The organism is Cryobacterium aureum, from assembly GCF_002954245.1.
In the GTDB taxonomy this organism is placed as follows: domain Bacteria; phylum Actinomycetota; class Actinomycetes; order Actinomycetales; family Microbacteriaceae; genus Cryobacterium; species Cryobacterium aureum.
Map to the genome: position 1 here is coordinate 157,264 of NZ_PPTG01000046.1, position 18,771 is coordinate 176,034.

15 protein-coding genes are annotated in these 18,771 nt (G+C 66.3%); 9 read left to right on the forward strand and 6 right to left on the reverse strand.

The genetic code is table 11. The annotated features are described in order from the left end of the window. Window positions 1-56 precede the first annotated feature (56 nt). Window positions 57-776: a TetR/AcrR family transcriptional regulator gene (locus CJ028_RS16665; RefSeq protein WP_105036340.1), complete on the forward strand. Its 720-nt coding sequence runs from the start codon at window positions 57-59 to the stop codon at window positions 774-776. Window positions 777-779: 3 nt separating this feature from the next. Here the strand turns inward: CJ028_RS16665 and CJ028_RS16670 are convergent, their stop codons facing one another. From CJ028_RS16670 to CJ028_RS16680, 3 genes are all read right to left on the reverse strand, one after another. Next, a complete protein-coding gene (locus tag CJ028_RS16670) occupies window positions 780-1,610 on the reverse strand; it encodes a VOC family protein (protein WP_105036375.1) in 831 nt (276 codons plus the stop codon). A 145-nt stretch (window positions 1,611-1,755) separates the two neighbouring features. Further along, complete coding sequence (locus CJ028_RS16675) at window positions 1,756-2,706, reverse strand: phosphoribosylaminoimidazolesuccinocarboxamide synthase (protein WP_105036341.1); 951 nt, start codon at window positions 2,704-2,706, stop codon at window positions 1,756-1,758. Between the two features lie 14 nt (window positions 2,707-2,720). After that, entirely contained in the window at window positions 2,721-3,422 is a 702-nt protein-coding gene (locus CJ028_RS16680; protein ID WP_105036342.1) for a FadR/GntR family transcriptional regulator, read from the reverse strand. 125 nt (window positions 3,423-3,547) lie between these two features. Here CJ028_RS16680 and CJ028_RS16685 point away from each other — a divergent pair, with 125 nt between their 5' ends. Genes CJ028_RS16685 through CJ028_RS16695 form a run of 3 tightly spaced genes read left to right on the forward strand, consistent with a single transcriptional unit; the run spans window position 3,548 to window position 7,690 of the window. Further along, window positions 3,548-4,915 (forward strand): SLC13 family permease, encoded by a 1,368-nt coding sequence (locus tag CJ028_RS16685; RefSeq protein ID WP_105036343.1) that lies wholly within the window; start codon window positions 3,548-3,550, stop codon window positions 4,913-4,915. 38 nt (window positions 4,916-4,953) lie between these two features. After that, window positions 4,954-6,162, forward strand: coding sequence for a CaiB/BaiF CoA transferase family protein (locus tag CJ028_RS16690; RefSeq protein ID WP_105036344.1), 1,209 nt, complete (start codon window positions 4,954-4,956; stop codon window positions 6,160-6,162). A 1-nt stretch (window position 6,163) separates the two neighbouring features. Beyond that, window positions 6,164-7,690, forward strand: a complete 1,527-nt coding sequence (locus tag CJ028_RS16695) for a carboxyl transferase domain-containing protein (RefSeq protein ID WP_240607371.1) — start codon at window positions 6,164-6,166, stop codon at window positions 7,688-7,690. A 51-nt stretch (window positions 7,691-7,741) separates the two neighbouring features. Here CJ028_RS16695 and purD read toward each other — a convergent pair whose 3' ends face one another. Continuing rightward, complete coding sequence (gene purD / locus CJ028_RS16700) at window positions 7,742-9,007, reverse strand: phosphoribosylamine--glycine ligase (protein WP_105036345.1); 1,266 nt, start codon at window positions 9,005-9,007, stop codon at window positions 7,742-7,744. 52 nt (window positions 9,008-9,059) lie between these two features. Here purD and CJ028_RS16705 point away from each other — a divergent pair, with 52 nt between their 5' ends. Both CJ028_RS16705 and CJ028_RS16710 read left to right on the forward strand, forming a co-directional pair. After that, a complete protein-coding gene (locus CJ028_RS16705) occupies window positions 9,060-9,437 on the forward strand; it encodes a sterol carrier family protein (RefSeq protein WP_105036377.1) in 378 nt (125 codons plus the stop codon). Between the two features lie 209 nt (window positions 9,438-9,646). After that, window positions 9,647-14,209 (forward strand): metallophosphoesterase, encoded by a 4,563-nt coding sequence (locus CJ028_RS16710; RefSeq protein ID WP_105036346.1) that lies wholly within the window; start codon window positions 9,647-9,649, stop codon window positions 14,207-14,209. Between the two features lie 14 nt (window positions 14,210-14,223). Here the strand turns inward: CJ028_RS16710 and CJ028_RS16715 are convergent, their stop codons facing one another. After that, window positions 14,224-15,141, reverse strand: a complete 918-nt coding sequence (locus CJ028_RS16715; RefSeq protein ID WP_105036347.1) for a ribokinase — start codon at window positions 15,139-15,141, stop codon at window positions 14,224-14,226. Between the two features lie 38 nt (window positions 15,142-15,179). On the opposite strand from CJ028_RS16715, the gene CJ028_RS16720 reads away from it, so the two are divergent. From CJ028_RS16720 to purM, 3 genes are read left to right on the forward strand one after another with little or no spacing between them, the layout of a single operon-like run. Further along, entirely contained in the window at window positions 15,180-15,641 is a 462-nt protein-coding gene (locus tag CJ028_RS16720; RefSeq protein WP_105036348.1) for a hypothetical protein, read from the forward strand. A 12-nt stretch (window positions 15,642-15,653) separates the two neighbouring features. Continuing rightward, window positions 15,654-17,243, forward strand: coding sequence for an amidophosphoribosyltransferase (purF, locus tag CJ028_RS16725; protein WP_240607372.1), 1,590 nt, complete (start codon window positions 15,654-15,656; stop codon window positions 17,241-17,243). Further along, entirely contained in the window at window positions 17,240-18,361 is a 1,122-nt protein-coding gene (gene purM / locus CJ028_RS16730) for a phosphoribosylformylglycinamidine cyclo-ligase (RefSeq protein WP_105036349.1), read from the forward strand. The genes purF and purM overlap by 4 nt, the downstream gene beginning before the upstream one ends. Before the next feature lie 113 nt (window positions 18,362-18,474). Here purM and CJ028_RS16735 read toward each other — a convergent pair whose 3' ends face one another. After that, a complete protein-coding gene (locus CJ028_RS16735) occupies window positions 18,475-18,756 on the reverse strand; it encodes a DUF3073 domain-containing protein (protein WP_105036350.1) in 282 nt (93 codons plus the stop codon). Window positions 18,757-18,771: the final 15 nt, after the last annotated feature.

The window sequence follows — 18,771 nt, forward strand, 5'->3', positions numbered from 1 at the left end:
GCTGTCGGCGCAACACCACAGCGAACCGTGCAGGTCAAAGTTCTAGACTGGAGCGCATGACCCCGCCGACCCGAAAGCCCCAGGATGGCGTGCCAGCCCCGTCTGCACCCGAGCGAACTGCCCCACCGCCGCCCCGGCGCCGAGACGCCCGGTTGAATCGGGACCGCCTCATTGTGTCGGCTCGCGCCCAGTTCGCCCAGTATGGGATCGACGCCTCACTCGAGGAGATCGCGCGTCAGGCCGAGGTGGGTGTGGCGACCCTGTACCGCAACTTTCCGGCGCGAGACGACCTGGTTCGGGCGCTCTACGACTTGGCTCTGGCAGAACTGCACGCGGTGCGCGGGGAGATCGAGGCCGCGCCTACCTCGTGGGAGGCACTCGTTGTCTACACCGAACGAGTCGCCGAATGGCTCGTCGCCGACCCGTCACTCCCGCCGATTCTGCGGCGCATGGCGCAGCTCGACCCCTCAGCAAGGCCCGCTGCCGAGTTCGACGGCTTCATCGCGAGCCTGGTAGCCCGCGCTAAGAAGGACGGTACCCTGCGGCGTGACGTCGACGCGGTCGACCTCGCGGTACTGGTTACCATGGTCGGCTCGCTCGGCGGCCTCGGCGACGGTTACGCCGGGCAGTGGCGGCGTCAGCTCTCGATCGTGCTCGACGGCCTGCGCGCCGCCGACGCGCCCCGGCCCAAATTGCCTGGCCGCCCGCTCAACGTGAAGGACTACCAGGCCACCGTGCACGGCCTGACCCGTCGGGCAGCCCGCGCCGCGCGGTGAGGGTCAGACGGTTGCTGCGTCGGTCGCGCTCACCCGGATGCGGTTGGCCCACGGGTCGTCGAAGGCGAGGGTCTGACCGTCGTGAGCGGTGTCGACTTTGTAGTGGGACATCCGCTCGTTGAGAGCGCCCACGTCGTCGGTGCTGGGCACGATGATGCTGACTTCGCCGAGACCGAGCGCCAGGCGGCGCTTGCCGCTGCCCGAGCTTTCCCAGGTGTTCATCGCCATATGGTGGTGATAGCCGCCGGCCGAGACGAACAGGGCTGAGGGGCCGAAGTTCGCGGTCGCCTCGAAACCGAGACGGTTCACGTAGAACTCCCGGGCGCTCGCGACGTCGCCCACCGAGAGGTGGATGTGGCCAACGATGGCATGGCCCTCGCTCGCTTCAGCCGACAAATGCTCGGAAATGAATGCGTTCGGGTCGAGGTAAAGCGAGGCCATTTCGACCTGTCCGTGGGTCCAGCTCCACAGGGTGCGGTCGCGATCCCAGTACAGCTCGATGCCGTTGCCCTCGGGGTCGGTGAAATAGAAAGCCTGGCTGACCAGGTGATCGGCGCTGCCGGTGAACGTTCCCGGGGACTTCGTGCCGATCGAGTACACGGCGGCGGCGAGGTCTGCCTGCGTGTCGAACAGAATGGCCGTGTGATAGAGCCCGGCTGAGCGTGCGTCGGCGGCTTTGAGCTCGAGGGAGTGCTGCAAAATCACGAGCGGGGTCTGGCCGCGCCCGAGCACGGCGACCGGGCCGTCGTGGCTTTGCAGCTCCAGGGTCACAATGTCGCGGTAATAGGCGATCATGGCGTCGAGGTTGCCCACGCGCAGGGTCACCGCGCCCATTCCGGTGTCGCCGGCGAGGAGGTCTTTCGCAGTGAGGGTCACAGCAGGCACAACTGCGATGTGGGTGCGGCTATTCCGCGATCGGTAGGGTTCGGCTACCCCCGTTTGCGCGTCGTGTTTTGGGTATGCCGGGGTGTTGGTGTACTCAGGCGCCGGTGAGGCGTTCGAGCAGCTCACGGTAGCGGGCCGCCGTCTGCTCCACGATCTCGGTGGGCAAGTCGGGCGGGGTGCCGGCGCCGTCCCAGTGGGCGGAGAGCCAGTTGCGCACGATCTGCTTGTCGAAGCTGGCCATGCGGGCTTCGGGGGTGGTGCCGGTGTGCCAGGCGGCGGCATCCCAGTAGCGGCTGGAGTCGCTCGTGAGAACCTCGTCGGCGAGTACGGTTACGCCGGTCTGTCGGTCAGCGCCGAATTCGAACTTGGTGTCGGCGAGGATGACGCCGGCCTTCTCGGCGATCGTTCCGGCCGCCTGAAACAGGGCAAGGGAGAGGTCGCGCAGTTCGGCGGCAATGGTGGGCCCGACGAGTTCCACGGTGCGCTCGAACGAGATGTTCTCGTCGTGCTGGCCCATCGGGGCCTTCCAGGCCGGGGTGTAGATGGGTTCCGGGAGGCGGTCACCGTTCTGCAGACCGGCCGGCAATGCGATGCCGCAGACCGACTGGGTGTCGAGGTATTCCTTCCAGCCGCTGCCGGTCAGGTAGCCGCGCACGACGCACTCGATCGGGTACATGTCGAGGGTGCGGCAGAGCATTGCCCGGCCGGCGACGCTCGCGGGAATGAGCTCACGCACGGTATCGCCGACCTGTTCGTGGTCGGCGATGAGGTGGTTGGGCACACCGGTCAACCGGTCGAACCACCACAGGCTCAGGGTGGTGAGCAACTCGCCCTTTCCTGGAATTCCGGGCTCGAGCACATGATCGAACGCGCTCACTCGGTCGCTGGCGACCACGAGCACACGGGAGGCGCTCAGCAAGTCGGCCGGGGCATCCGTCGTGCCGTCGGTTGGAATATAGAGGTCCCGCACCTTGCCCGAGTAGGCATGAAGCCATCCGGGCAGATCGCGGGCGATGGATGCTGTGGGCTGCGCGGATTCGGTCACGCTTGTATTCTCTCTTACTTCAGCAGGGCAACGTCGGAGACGAGCTCGATGTGCGAGAGCATCGCCGCGCTCGTGGCCGTGACGTCCTGCGCCCGGATCGCTGCGGTGATCGTTTGGTGCGAGGCCAGGGACTGCTCGGGCCGGCCGGGCTGGGCCAGGGATTCCAATCTGGTTTCGAGAATCATCTCGGCGATGAACGTCATGAGCTGGGCGAGTACGGGGGAATGGGCGGCTGCCGTGACGGCCTGGTGGAAGAGCTCGTCGCCGTGCGCGCCGCGGTCGCCGACCGCGATTTCTTCGGCCATTATCTGCACGGCGTTCTCGATCGCGGCCAGGTCGGCATCGGTACGCCGCAGCGCGGCGAGCTCGGCCAGTTTTACCTCAAGGGTACTGCGAGCCTCAACGATTTCCGGCAACCGATTTCGGTGGTCACGAAGTCCCTTGATCACCGTCGCGATGCTGGGCCGGTACACGAGTACGGCGCCGGTGCCGTGCTGAACATCGATGACTCCGAGCACCTCGAGAGCGACGAGCGCCTGCGCCAGGGTGGCGCGGGAGACACCGAGACGTTCCGCGAGATCGCGCTCGGCGGGCAGCAGGTCGCCGGGGCCGAGATGTGCCGACTCGATATAGGAGAGAAGCTGCGCCACGAGCTGTTCGTACAGCCGTGGTTTCGACACTCGCGACAGGGGCTGGGGTTCTACTTCCTGGGCCACGCGTATGCCTCCTCATCGAAGTGTGATCCTCAGGATACATGGGCATTGACAAACTCACCTACTATCTAGGAGGCTAGTCCAGTGAGCCAATAGCCCACATTCGCTTAAATCATGGAGGAACAAGGATGTCCGCTCCCATCATCTCGATCATCATCCTGGCGGTGATGTTTCTGACCGCCACGCTACTTCCCGTCAACATGGGGGCGCTGGCTTTCGTCGGTGCCTTCCTGCTGGGGACCGTATTCCTCGGCATGGAGACCACCGATATTCTCGCCAATTTTCCCGGCGGGCTCTTCCTGACACTCGTCGGGGTCACGTACCTCTTTGCGATCGCGCAGGGCAACGGCACGATCGACCTGCTCGTGCGCGGCTCGGTTCGACTTGTCGGTGGACGGGTCGCGCTCATTCCCTGGATCATGTTCATCATCACGGCCGTGATCACCGCCGTGGGCGCCCTGTCTCCGGCCGCAGTGGCCATCGTGGCACCGATCGCGCTCGGTTTCGCCCGCAAGTACAAGATCAGCCCCCTGCTCATGGGCATGATGGTGATTCACGGAGCGCAGGGTGGCGGATTCTCGCCCATCGCCGTCTACGGCGTGATCGTCAACAGCCTCATCTCGACCACGGGGCTCGACGCGAGCCCCACGGCGGTGTTCCTGTCGAGCCTCATCTTCAACTTCCTGATCGCCGTCGTCTTGTTCATCGTGCTCGGTGGCCGGGGGCTCCTCTCGAGCCGGGTCGGACACTTCGTGGAGCAGGCAGCCGAGGCTCGGATGGCGGTCAGCGTGGGCGCCAGAGCCGGTGGCGACGTGGCGTTCAAGGGCTTCGGCTCCGGCATCTACGGCCCCCGCGACCCCGCCGGTGACGGCGCACAAGAGGCGCCGAGCCGTGCAGAACGCATTCCTCAGCTGATCACCATGGCCGGCCTCATCGCCCTGGCCGTCATCGCGCTCGGCTTCAAGGTTGACGTCGGCTTCGTGGCCATCACCATCGCCGTCATCCTCGCCCTGGTCTCGCCCGCGGCGCAGAAGGGTGCCGTCAACAAGATCAGCTGGTCGACCGTGCTGCTCATCTGCGGCATGCTCACCTTCGTGGGCGTCCTCGAAGAGGCAGGCACCATCGAATACGTGTCGGATGCCGTAGCCCACCTGGGCATGCCCCTGCTGGCGGCGCTGCTGATTTGCTACATCGGTGCCATCGTCTCGGCGTTCGCTTCCTCGACCGCCATCCTGGCCGCCCTGATTCCGCTCGCCGTGCCGTTCCTGGCCACCGGCGAAATCGGCGCGATCGGCGTGATCTGCGCCCTCGCCGTGGCCTCGACCATCGTGGACGTGTCGCCGTTCTCCACGAACGGTGCTCTCGTGCTGGCCAACGCCCCCGACGACGTCGACAAGGACCGCTTCTACAAGCAGATCCTGGCCTACAGCGGCATCGTCGTGGTGGCCGGCCCCGCCATCGCCTGGGCGGTGCTGGTCCTACCCGGCTGGCTGTAGACGCATACCGCATACCGCACATCGAGAGAGGATTGAATATGAGCACGGACACTCAGACCCGAGCGAAAGGTCCACTCGAGGGCTATCTGGTCGTCGACCTGAGTCGTGCCCTCGCCGGGCCGCACGCGAGCATGATGCTCGCCGACCTCGGGGCACGCGTCATCAAGGTGGAGAATCCCGGAATGGGAGACGATACCCGGGGCTGGGGTCCGCCGTTCGTCGGTCCCGACGACAACCTGCAATCCACGTATTTCCTCTCTTGCAATCGCAACAAGGAGTCGATCGCCCTCGACTTGAAGAGCGACGACGGCCGCGCGGTGCTGCGCGACCTGCTGCTGCGCGCCGACGTGGTGGTGGAGAACTTCCGCCCCGGCGTTCTGGACCGCCTCGGATTCTCGCCGGAGGCGATGCACGAGCTCAACCCGTCGCTCGTTATTCTCTCGATCACCGGTTTCGGCCACGACGGCCCCGAGTCGAGCCGCAGCGGCTACGACCAGATTCTGCAGGGCGAAGCCGGCCTCATGTCGCTCACCGGATCCGGCCCCGACGACCCGCAGCGGGTGGGGGTGCCGATCGCCGATCTGCTCTCGGGCATGTACGGCGCCTTCGGGCTTCTCGCGGCCTTACTGCAGCGCGAGCGCACGGGGGAGGGGCAGATCGTTCGCACCTCGCTTTTGGCCGCGCTCGTGGGAGTGCACGCCTTTCAGGGCACCCGTGCCACGGTAGCTGGTGAGGTGCCCGAGGCCCAGGGCAACCACCATCCGTCGATCGCACCCTACGGCCTGTACGCGTGCCGCGACGGCAGCGTGCAGATCAGCATCGGAAGTGAGAAGCTCTGGGCCACCTTCGCGGCCCAGTTCGGCCTCGATCCCGCCCAGGCCGAGTGGGCCACTAACGCGCACCGCGTGCGCAACCGAGAGAGCCTCAAGGCGGCGATAACGGATGCCTTCGCTCAGTTCGACGCCGCGCCGCTGCTTGAGAAGCTCGCACAGGCTGGAATTCCGGCCGGGAAGGTGCGCTCATTGGACGAGGTCTACCAGTGGGATCAGGTGTTGTCGCAGGGGCTGTTGATCGACGTCGAGCATGACGTGCTCGGCAAGATCAGCCTCCCGGGCCCGCCGCTGCGGTTCTTCGGACCCGCCGACACCGCCGAAACGACCAACACCACGCACTCTGCTCCGCCGGTGCTCAACCAGCACGGCGCCGAAATACGTGAGTGGCTCAATCGCGCAGTGGAAGGGATCTAACGTGCAGAAAGAGAACGCGTTGACCGAACCGAAAACCCGCCACCTCAGCGCCGCCGAACTCATTGCGGTGGTCCTCGACGGCGGATCATTCTCGAGCTGGGACCAACCCGTGGTCGATCCCGACCCGAACGAGGCCTACCGGCTTGATTTGGTGAAGGCTCGGCAGAAGAGCGGCAGTGACGAATCCGTGCTAACGGGTGAGGGCCTGATCCGCGGGCATCGGGTAGCTATCGTGGTGAGCGAGTTCGCTTTTCTGGCCGGCTCGATCGGGCTCTCCGCCGCGGACCGTATCGTCGACGCGATCGAGCGCGCCACCCGCGACGGGTTGCCGGTACTGGCCGGACCAGCCTCCGGCGGTACCCGCATGCAGGAGGGCACGCTGGCCTTTCTGTCCATGGTGAAGATCACCGCCGCCGTGCGCGCGCATCGCGAGGCGGGGCATCCGTATCTGGTCTACCTGCGGCACCCCACCACGGGTGGGGTCATGGCGTCGTGGGGATCGCTCGGGCATGTCACGGTGGCGGAGCCGGGCGCGCTGCTCGGGTTTCTGGGCCCACGGGTCTATGAAGCGCTCTACGGAAAAAAGTTTCCGGAGAACGTGCAGGTCGCCGAAAACTTGTTCCACCACGGCCTGATCGACGCCGTTGTTCCGCCCGAGCAGCTGCCGGAAATTGTCGACCGGGCGCTCACCATCCTCACCGGCAAGGCGACCACCCCGGTGGCGGTCCCGGCGACCCTGCAGGTGCGGCCCGTTCCTGTTGGCGCGTGGGAATCCATTCAAATCTCGAGAAACCCGCGCCGGCCCGACCTGCGCCAGCTACTCGCCTATGGCTCCCACGACGTGCTGCCGCTCAACGGCACGGGCGAGGGCGAGAACGACCCGGGGCTCATGCTCGCCATGGCGCGCTTCGGGCAGCAGAGCTGCATCGTTCTCGGCCACATCCGCCCGCGGCCGTCGCGAGACACCACGATGGGCCCGGGGTCGCTGCGCGAGGCCCGCCGGGGTATGCGCCTCGCCGAGGAACTCGGCCTGCCGCTGCTCACCGTGATCGATACGGCCGGGGCGGCCCTGTCGAAGGAGTCAGAGGAGGGCGGGATGGCCGGTGAAATCGCCCGCTCCCTGCACGAGCTCATCGGCCTGCGGTCGGCCAGCGTGTCGGTCTTGCTCGGCCAGGGAGCCGGCGGTGGGGCACTCGCACTGTTACCGGCCGACCGCACCATTGCCGCGCAGCATTCCTGGCTGTCGCCGCTGCCGCCCGAGGGCGCGAGCGCCATCGTGCACCGGACGACGGAATTTGCCCCGGCCATGTCGGAAGCGCAGGGCGTGAACGTTGCGTCGCTCTTTGCCAATGGGATCGTCGACCACATCGTCGACGAGCGCCCCGACGCAGCGGAGGAAGGTCGGGCATTCTGCCAGCGGATGGCGGCGGCCATCGAGTACGAGCTCTCCACGCTCGCGAGCGTGCCGGTAGACGAGCTGCTCACCCGCCGGGTGTCTAAGTTCCGGGCAATGGGCCGACGTACCTGAGCCCTGGTGGCGAAGCCCGGCACCGACTTTTGCGCGGTGTCGGGGCTTCGCTCAGGCTACCCGGGCGGCAATATCCGTGCGAAAGTGGGCGCCGGCTAGGGACACGTGTCCCATGGCCTCGTAGGCGCGGGCTCGGGCGTGGGCGAAGGATTCGCCGACGGCGACCACGCTGAGCACGCGTCCGCCGGTGGATACGAGAGCTCCGTCAACCACCCGGGTGGCCGCGTGGGCGATCGTGACGCCGTCCACGGTCAGGGCGGCCGTGAGCCCGCTGATTTCACGCCCGATGAGCGGGGTGTCCGGGTAGTTCTCGCTCGCCAGCACGACCGTCACGGCGACCTCGGCCGAGAATTCGGGCCGGGGGAGTGCGCCGAGCGTGCCGGTCGCGGCGGCCAGCAGCAGGCCGGACAGCGGCGTGACCAAGCGCGGCAGCACGACCTGCGTCTCTGGATCTCCGAAACGTGCATTGAACTCGATGACGCGAATGCCGGCATCCGTCAGAATGAGTCCGCAGTAGAGCAGGCCGACGAACGGGGTACCCTCGGCGGCGAGCTGGCGCACGGTCGGCAGTGCGACGGTTTCGATGATCTCGTCGATGAATTTGTTTTCACTGCCGAACTTTTCGTCGAGCCAGGGCAGCGGCGAATAGGCGCCCATGCCGCCGGTGTTGGGCCCGGCGTCGTGGTCGAGGGCGCGTTTGTAGTCCTGGGCGGGGGAGAGCGGCAGCACATTTTGGCCGTCGCTGAGCAGAAAGAGCGAGATCTCCTGGCCGTCGAGAAACTCTTCGATGAGCACGCTGCCGTGTTCGAGCCAGTAGGTCGCGTGGGCGAGGGCCGCGGGGCGATCCGGGGTGACGAGCACGCCCTTGCCGGCGGCGAGGCCGTCGGCCTTCACCACGTAGGGGGCTCCGAACTCGTCGAGAGCGGCTTCGGCCTCGGCGAGAGTGCCGGCGCGCACGGCGCGCCCGGTCGGAACGCCGGCCGCATCCATGATGCGTTTGGCGAAGGTTTTGCTTCCTTCGAGCGCGGCGGCGGCCCGGTCGGGCCCGAACACGGCGATTCCACGGGCGCGCAGGGCGTCGGCGACCCCGGCCACGAGCGGAGCCTCCGGACCGATGACGACGAGTTCGATGCTGTGCAGCACCGCATAGTCGGTGACGGCGACCGGGTCGTTGGGGTCGAGCGCTACGACCGCAACTTCGGCGGCGATACCGGCATTGCCGGGGGCGCACGTAACGCTCGGCCGCGGCTCCTCGCGAAGCAGCGCGGTGATGATGGCGTGCTCGCGGGCACCGGAACCAAGGACCAGAATTTTCACCGTTTCAGGCTACCCGATGCCTCGGGGCTGGCCGATCGTGCAGACTGGAACCATGGCACGAGCACGAATTGACGACGGAGCTGGCCGTGCGGCCGTGCGTCAGGCGCTCGCCGCGCTCGCCGGCGGAACCAGCGCGAGCCGGGACATCCGGGCGCAGGCCGTGCGTTACACCCTGCAGCTGCTGGCCGAACAGGCTGAGGGCAACACCCTCGAGGTGCGCGTGCCGCCGTTCGGTGCCGTGCAGTGCGTCGCCGGGCCCCGCCACACCCGCGGTACACCGCCCAACGTCATCGAAACGGATGCCGCCACCTGGCTCGCGCTCGCCACCGGCTCCCTGCCCTGGGCGGACGGCCTGGCGAGCGGAGCCATCCACGCCTCAGGTGCCCGCGCCGACCTGACCGGCCACGTCCCGGTGCTGCCTCCGCAGTAGCCGTACCGAAGTGCGGAGATTCCGGCTGAATTCTGTGGAATTTGGTTGGAAACGCCCGTGGCCTGCGGTATCTCCGCAACTTTGAACGGCATCTGCGAGTACGCAGGAGTGATCCGCTGCGACCCCGCCCGTTCACCGGGAAGTCACAAACAAGCCCCTTGACGCCCCTAGCTTGAGCGGGACCGCCCCGGAAACAAAGGCCTTGTTCAGTGCGCATTCTCTCTCGTTCCTTCCGTCTGTCGCTGACCGCATTGGGCCTCGTGCTGCTGATCGGAGGAGCGGGCGCCATCGCCCCTGCGCTGTCGGCCACGGCCGCCACCGAGGTGGCAATGCCGGCGCTCCTCGTCACCGAAATCACCCCGGACAACGTGGGCTACGACAATTTCGAGTTCTTCGAGGTCACGAACACGACAACCGTCGACATCGACCTCGATGCGGCCGGCATCGGCCTGAACTACATCTTCACCGACTCGGATGACCGCGCCAAGGACGTACCATTCCGTATCCCGGCTTACACCGCCATCGCTGCCGGGGCAAGCACCGTGTTCTGGCTCGATTACCGCACTACGACAGTCGATACCCAGGCGTTTAGCACAGCCGATTTCCGTGCCCATTTCGCCACGGAGACCAGTTCCACCGACGTGTATCCAGTGGTGCGGGTCACCGGGCAGCCGGGTATGGCCAACGGTGGTGGCCGCGGAATCCGCATCGTCGACGGCACCGACGCCTCGATCAGTTGGGCGGTCTACCCCGCCGGTTCCGTCGCCGTCGACGCGAGCGCGCACTTCGGCGCCCCCGCAACGAGCGCATCCCTGTCGCAGGAGCTCGTGCAGTCACGCGGCGTTCCCACACCCGGCAACCCCGCCCCGGAATCAGCGCCGACGCCAACCCCCAGTCCGACCGCCACGGCGGCGCCGTCTGCGCCATCCAATGCCGACACCGCCCCGCTGCAAATTACCGAGATCACGCCAGACTCCACCAACGTCGGGTCGGCCGACGGCTTTGAGTTCATCGAGGTGTTCAACGCCACCGATGCCTCCATCAACTTTGGGGACTACGCGCTCAACTACCTGTACCCGCTCGCCGACCTCACCAACAGTTCCACCGTGCGCTGGCCGAGCACTCCGACCGACCTGGACGTCGCCCCCGGCGGCAACCTCGTGTTCTGGATCAAGAACGGCCAGAATGACGCTCTCACGGCCACCGACTTCAACGCTGCGTTCGGGTCAAACCTGACCCTCGGCACCGACTTGGTCGAGGTCTTCAGCGGCGGAATGGCCAACGGCTCACCACGCGGCATCGAGATTTTGACCAACACCGGGTTCAGCGTGAATACCGCGTACTACAACCTGGCCGGCGCTGACGACGTCGATGCGAACGTGGGTATTCAGTACGGCAACGACAGCAGCAACCCGGGGCGACAGCTCAACCTCGCGAAGGTCGCGGCCAACCCGGGCACGGTGTTCGCGGCGCAGGTGGCCGGCAACCTCAAGACTGTCGCCGACGACGCGACCCCACCGGTGATCGTCGATGACACCCTCGACGAAATTGATCCGGCGCAGAATTTCGCCCTCTCGGCCACGGTCACCGACGACGTGCAGGCGCGCACCGTTGAACTGCACCTGAAGAGCAACATTGACGCCGACTTCGCGACAATGAACCTGTCGACCGACGGCTCCGACGGTTACCGCCACGACCTGCAACGGGTCGACCTCACCGGCAAGCGCTGGTACGAGTACTACTTCACGGCCGGCGATGGCAGCACAGAGGCCAGCTCCCCGGTCGTGCGGGTCGACCTCACCGGCGTCGACAACTCGCCGGTGCGCCTCAACGTCACCGATGGCCAGTTCGTCGCCGGCAGCACCACGCTCTCGGCCGCCGGCGACAGCAGCACCATGAGCTTGAGCATCGACGACCAGATCGTGCCGACGAACCTCGAACTGGAGTTCGCCCCCCAATTCGTGTTCGAGGTCACCGCCGTCAATACCTTCTTTCAAAACGGTGTGCGAATCGGGACCGACGTGCTGCGCATCTTCGACGACGGCATCCCGACGGGCTGGGAGACCATCGCGACGCCGGTGCCGCTCACCTACGTGAAGCAGGGCGAGGACCTCGTTGTCGGCGTCTGGGCCGGCTCCAAGGTCGCCCCAGAGATCAACCCGAACGAGAACAACGACGACTTTCAAATTCGAAACATGCGCCTGGTTCTGCCCGACGGCCGCAGCCTGCAGCCCGACGGCTATACCGACCCCAGCCTGGCGCTCAACATGGGTGACAGCGCCGGCAAGCTCGACTTCTACAACTCGAGCTTCACCCTTCCCGAAGACGCCTACCAGGCCGTCGCCTACGACTGGGATACCACCACGGTCACCGACGGCGCGCACACCGTTCAGGCGAGCAACGGGGTCGACTCGGTGACCCGCTCGCTGATGGTCGACAACACAGCTCCGGTCGTGACGACATCCGCTGTTTCGGGCCAGCTCTACCAGGGCGAGTTCATGCTCGACGGCGCGGCGACGGATGCCGGTGCCGGCTTTGACACGCTCGTCGCGACCCTCGACGGCCGGGTCATCGAGCTGCCCTATGCCACTTCGTCGATCAAACTGGCCGACGGTGAACACACCCTGCTGCTGACGGCCAGAGATCGGGTCGGCAACGTCGGTGAGCTGAGCACGGTGTTCTCCACCCCGGTCGAGGAACCCGGCAATGAACTGATCACCCCGCTAGACGGCGCCATCGTCGAGGAAGGACCGCTCGACCTCAGCGCGCGGGCGACCGACCCGAGCAGTGACCAGCTGGACGTCGACTTTCGACGGGGATTCGTCGCATCCGCTGCTGACAGCAGCGTACGCGGCTACTCGGGCACCACGGCCATCGCGAACGGCACCGATCGCGCCATCAAAACCCTCCTGACCGATGACCAGGTCACAGCCATGGCGCGCCTGGACGGCACGGCAGAGCCGGTCACCTCCGACTCGCAGTTTCCCTACCAATTATTCGAGGTGGATGTGCCAGCGGATGCCGGCGCCGACTTCACCGCGCGGGTGCGGTGGGACGGCACGGCGAACGCCGACGCCAAGGTGCTGCTCTACGTGCAGAACCTCAGCACGGGCGCCTGGGAAGAATTCGACCGCCACGTGACCATCGGCGAGGGCGCGACCGCGTTCACCCTCGATGCCATGGTGCCGGCCCTCGACCACGTGAAAAACCAGGTCATGACCGTGCTGATCCAGCACTCCGAGGGCTTCGCCGGTGCCGACCTCTCCGACCGGTCGAGCACCCTACCCGTGAACAACGTGAACGACACCGCGCGGGCAAACTACGACTTCACGCTCGCCGTCGAGTCCGACACGCAGTACTACAACGACACGTTCTACCAGCGCCAACTCGACATCCACGACTACCTGCTCGAGCAACGATCGGCCATCAACCTGCAGTACCTGTTTCACACCGGCGATATCGTCGACAACTTCGAAGCCGAACACCAGTGGACCAACGCCAACGCGGCCTACAGCATGCTCGACGACGCCCAGCTGCCCTACGGCGTGCTCGCCGGCAACCACGATGTCGGCCAGAAAGACGCCGACTATGCCGCCTATAAGGCGAATTTCGGGGCCGAACGATACCAGGCCAACCCCTGGTACGGCGAGAGCTTCGAAAACAATCGGGGTCACTACGACCTGATCACAGCTGGCGGCATCGACTTCATCATGCTCTACCTCGGCTGGGCGCCGAGCGCGGAGGGAATCGCCTGGCTCAACGAGGTGCTCGCCCAATACCCAGAGCGCACGGCCATTCTCAACCTGCACGAATATATGCTCACCACCGGCGGATTAGGGGCGGTGCCGCAGCAGATTTACGACGAGGTCGTCGCGCCGAACGCTAACGTCGCCATGGTCTTCTCCGGGCACTACCACGACGCCTTCACGCGCATCGATCAGTTCGACGACAACGGTGACGGCACCCCCGACCGCTCGGTCTACCAGATGCTGTTCGACTATCAGGGCCTGCCCGAGGGGGGCCAGTCGTTTCTGCGGCTGCTGCACTTCGACAACGCCGCCGAGCAGATCAGCGTGCGCACCTACTCGCCCTACCTCGACGCGTACAACTCCGACGACCCCACCCTCGACCTCGAGCACCAGGAATTCACGGTTCCCTACGCAGCCTTCGGCATGACGTCGATGCAGAAAACGCTCGCAACGGATGCCTTCACCGTCGACATCCTGACGACCACCCCGATCGCCGCCTTCGAGGCCGTGGCCAGCGGCACAGCCGTCACCGCGAGCTGGAATCCCGGCATCGGCACCCACGGCTGGTTCGCCTATTCCGAAGACCCCTACGGAGCTGTCGCCTACTCCGAGGTGCGCCGCCTGACCGTCGCCGCGACGGTCGTGCCAGAGGCGAGCGTGCCAGCGGTGAGCCTGCCAGAGGTGGCGCCATCTGCGGAATCCGTTCCCCCATCCAGCGCATCCAGCTCGCGACGCACCGCGGTTCCCGCCGAGCTGACGGCCGCCTCGCAGGCCATCGCCGACGCCGCGAGAGCAGCGCTCGCGGCAGAGATAGCCGCCGCACAAACGGATGCCGCCACCGCCCCACAGACAACTCGCGGCGGCGACACCCCGAGCGACGATCGTGGTGCCCTCGGCGAGGTCACCGTCGTTGACGATGTCGTGCCATTCAACATCCGGACCCTGGCGCTGATCCTGCTCGGTGCCCTGGCCGCGGCCACGATCGGCGTGGTGACCATCCGAATTTTCCGCGCCCGCCACTAACCTGCTCTCGCGGGCTAGGCGAGGATTGCCGCGACTTCGGCCGAGACCGGCATCGAGGTGGTGGCCCCGGCCCGGGTCACCGCGATGGAGGACGCCACCGTGGCGTAGCGCACCGCTTCGATCATCTGGTCGGGGGTGACGGCGGTGCCGCGCACGTAATCGACAGCCAGGCGCGCCACCAGGGCTCCGACAAAGGTGTCGCCGGCCGCCGTCGTATCGACGGCCGTCACCGGGCGGGCCGGCGCAAGCCCGAGGGCTTCGCCGTCGAAGGCCACGACCGAACCCTCCGAACCCAGCGTCACGATCGCCCACGTGCCCCCGGCGCTCAGCACCTCGGCGGCACGCACGGGGTCGCTCTCCCCGGTGAGCTCGGCGGCCTCGATCTGGTTCGGCACGACGAGGTCGACCGAGGCGAGAAAACCGGCCGGCAGGCGCACCACCGGCGCCGGGGTCAGCACCGTGAACACGCCGGCGGCGCGGGCAACCCGGATCCCTTCGACGAGCACAGAAACCGGCAGCTCGCACTGCATCACGAGAAAGACCGAATCGGCCACGACCGCGCGCTGCTCCACGTTCAGGGTGGTTACGGTGGCATTGGCCCCCGAGACCACGACGATGGAATTCTCGCCGCTGTCCACCACGGAGATGTGGGCGGTGCCGGTGGGGGCATCCGCTACGGCCAATTCGGTAGAACGGATGCCCTCGGTCGCCAGCAGCGCGCGCAGTTGTGTCCCGTAGGCATCCGCTCCCACCGCTCCCAGAAAAGTCACATCCGCTCCCAATCGGGCTGCAGCGACCGCCTGGTTCAGACCTTTGCCGCCCGGAACCGTACTGAACCCGGCCCCGAACATCGTCTCGCCGGGCCGGGGGAGGCGCGCCTGGCGTACGACGAGATCCATGTTGGCGCTTCCGAGTACCGCAATCGTGTTCATAGAGTCAGTCTCGCATCTGCCCATGGGACAATGAACGGGTGAGTTCTTCTGAGCAGCCCAGCGCTGAACAACCCCAAGACCAGTCGGCCGAGAATCTCGTCGATAACGGCGAAACCGTGCTGTCCGAGGCGACCGTGACCGTGCACCGGGCGCCGCGCTACCGCAACTTCATGCTGCTCGGGGCGGTGGTCGGCGTGCTGCTCGCCCTCATTCTCACGGTCTCCTTTCCCGAGAATAAAGACTATGATCGGTTGCAGATTTTCGGCTTTCTGCTGCTCGGTGGTTTGGCTGTCGGTACGACTCTCGGCGCCGCGGTCGCGCTCGTGATCGACCGCATTGTCGGTCGATCGCGAATGACGGTGGTCGCCGATAGACTGGGCGCGAACGAACTGCGCACCAACGACCGCGATGCCAACCAGCACAGTGCGAACGAAGTGCGTGCTGCTGAGCCTGGCTCCGGCACCCCCAATGATGATTTTCAAACGTTCAACGAGAAGTAAAGAGGCTGCGGCTTGCCCGGTGGCGACGGACTGTTAAATCACGATCTTCTTCCCAATGAGAAGGGCCCACAAGATGCTTGTGGAGTCTTCGGTGTGTGGGCTCCCGGCGAAGAGGTAGCCAAACTCAGCTACTTCGGCCTCTATGCCCTGCAACACCGCGGCCAGGAATCGGCTGGAATCGCCACGAGCGACGGCAGCAAGATTCTCATCTACAAAGACATGGGACTGGTCTCACAGGTGTTCAATGAGGCCTCGCTGAGCACCCTGCTCGGGCACATCGCCGTGGGGCACACCCGCTATTCCACCACCGGTTCGTCGAGCTGGCAGAACGCCCAGCCGACCCTCGGTCGCACGGCGAGTGGAACAGTGGCCCTCGGTCACAACGGCAACCTCACCAACACGGCTGAGTTGCTCGAACTGGTGCGGGAGCGCTACCCGAAGGTCGACGGCGAACTCGCCCGCGGCAACACCACCGACACCGCCGTGGTCACTGCGCTGCTCACCGGCGACCTCGACCACACCCTCGAAGCCACCGCACTCGAGGTACTGCCGCGCCTCCGCGGCGCCTACTGCCTCGTCTTCATGGATGAATCCACGCTTTACGCGGCCCGCGACCCCCAGGGTGTCAGGCCGCTGGTGCTCGGCCGCCTCGAACGCGGCTGGGTCGTCGCCTCCGAGACCGCCGCCCTCGACATCGTCGGGGCGAGCTTCGTGCGCGAGGTCGAACCGGGTGAGCTCATCACCATCGATGAGAACGGGCTGCGCACGCAGCGCTTCGCCAAGGCCGAGCCCAAGGGCTGTGTCTTCGAGTACGTCTACCTCGCCCGCCCCGACACCACGATCGCCGGTCGCGGCGTGCACGAAGCCAGGGTCGAAATGGGCCGCAAGCTCGCCGCCGAGCACCCGGTCGAGGCCGACCTCGTCATCCCCACCCCGGAATCCGGCACCCCGGCAGCCATCGGCTACGCGCAGGCGTCTGGCATTCCGTTCGGCCAGGGTCTCGTCAAGAACTCCTACGTCGGGCGTACCTTCATCGCGCCGTCGCAGACTATCCGGCAGCGCGGCATCCGCTTGAAATTGAATCCGCTCAAGAACGTGATCAAGGGCAAACGCCTGATCGTGGTGGACGACTCGATCGTGCGCGGCAACACGCAGCGCGCCCTCGTGAGCATGCTTCGGGAGGCCGGCGCCGCCGAGGTGCACGTGCGCATCTCGAGCCCGCCGATCACCTGGCCGTGTTTCTACGGAATCGACTTCGCCAGCCGCGCCGAGCTCATTGCGACCGGCCTGGAGATCGACGAGGTGCGCCAATCGATCGGAGCCGACAGCCTCGGCTATCTCTCCGAAGACGGCATGATCGAAGCCACCGAGCAGCCGCGCGAACGTCTCTGCACCGCCTGCTTCACCGGCGTCTACCCGATTGCGCTGCCCGAAGCGCAGCACCTCGGCAAGAATCTGCTCGAGCGGCCTACCGCCTCGAACGGATGCGATCCCGGGCCGGATTCTGATCTGGAAGTCGTGCTGGCACCCGTCTCGCGCAAAGAAGAAGCCCTCGCCCGTCTGGGCCAGGTACCGTTCGGTGACCCGGGAAGACCAGAATGAGCAACGCCCGCACTAGTTCAAATGCAACGTATGCAGCAGCCGGAGTCGACACCCACGCCGGTGACCTGGCGGTCGAGCTCATGAAGTCGGCCGTCGCGAAGACGCACGGCCCCGAGGTCTGGGGCGGGGTCGGCGGCTTCGCCGGACTGTTCAACGTGTCGTTCCTCACCAAGTTTCGCCAGCCCCTGCTGGCCACCTCAACGGACGGTGTTGGCACCAAGGTCGCCATCGCCCAAGCCATCGACAAGCACGACACCATTGGGCAAGACCTGGTCGGCATGGTCGTCGACGACATCATCGTCGTCGGCGCGCGCCCGTTGTTCATGACCGACTACATCGCCTGTGGCAAGGTCGTACCCGAGCGCATCGCCTCGATCGTGGCAGGCATCGCCCGGGCCTGCTCTGAGACTGGAACCGCCCTCGTCGGCGGCGAAACCGCCGAACACCCTGGCCTGCTCGGCACTGACGACTACGACGTGGCCGGCGCGGCCACCGGAGTGGTCGAAGCCGACCAGGTACTCGGCGCCGACAAGGTCGTTTCCGGTGACGTCGTCATCGCGATGGCCTCCAGCGGCCTGCACTCCAACGGATACTCGCTCGTGCGCCACATTCTGGCGCAACGCGGCATCGGCTACACCGACACGTCGGCCGAACTCGGCGGCGTGGTCGGCGAGGTTCTGCTCGAGCCGACCCGCCTGTACACCGGCCCGCTGCTCGACGTGATCAATGACCCAGAGCTGGTCGGCGCCATCCACTCGCTCAGCCATGTCACCGGTGGCGGCATCGCGGCGAACCTCGCCCGCGTGCTGCCCGTCGGATCCTGGGTCGAGGTTGACCGGTCCACCTGGTCGCCCGCCCCCGTGTTCCGGGTGCTCGGCGACATGGCCGGGTCCACGCTGGAAAGCGCTGAAGGAACCTGGAACCTGGGAGTGGGCATGTTTGCGGTCGTGGATGCGGCATCCGCTTCGTCGGTCATCGCCCGGTTGGCCACGAGCGGCATTCCCGCCTGGGTCACCGGCCGGGTCTCGCGCGCTGCTCACGACCTGACCGGATTCGAGCAGGGCGCAAAGGGCGTCAACGGTGGCGCTGTGCGCCTGGTCGGGGCCTACGCGAGCTAGCGCGCGGCCGGCGGCGGTGACCCCGGCGAGCGAACCATTCGGCAGCGCGTACGCTGATTGACACATCGCGGGCACCCTAAACGGATGCCGCCGCTCGCCGACGAGGAAGAAGCCTAGGCGCGCTTCTTCTCGTCTTCGGTGGCGTAGTGGTCGACGTAGCGGTCGTCGTCGGGATCGTCATCGTCGTCAGCGGAATCCGTGGTGCCAGCGTCAGCAGCCTTCTTGGCCTTGTCCGCTTCGTACTCAGGCCATTTGGCGAGATCCTCGTCGAGACGCGGGTCGGACGGATGCCCGGTGAGCTCGCGTTCGAGCGCGTTGTAGTTGGTATCCGGGCTGAAATATTTCAGCTCCCGAGCTACCTTGGTGTGCTTTGCTTTTTGACGGCCGCGCCCCATGCGTGACCCCCTTAC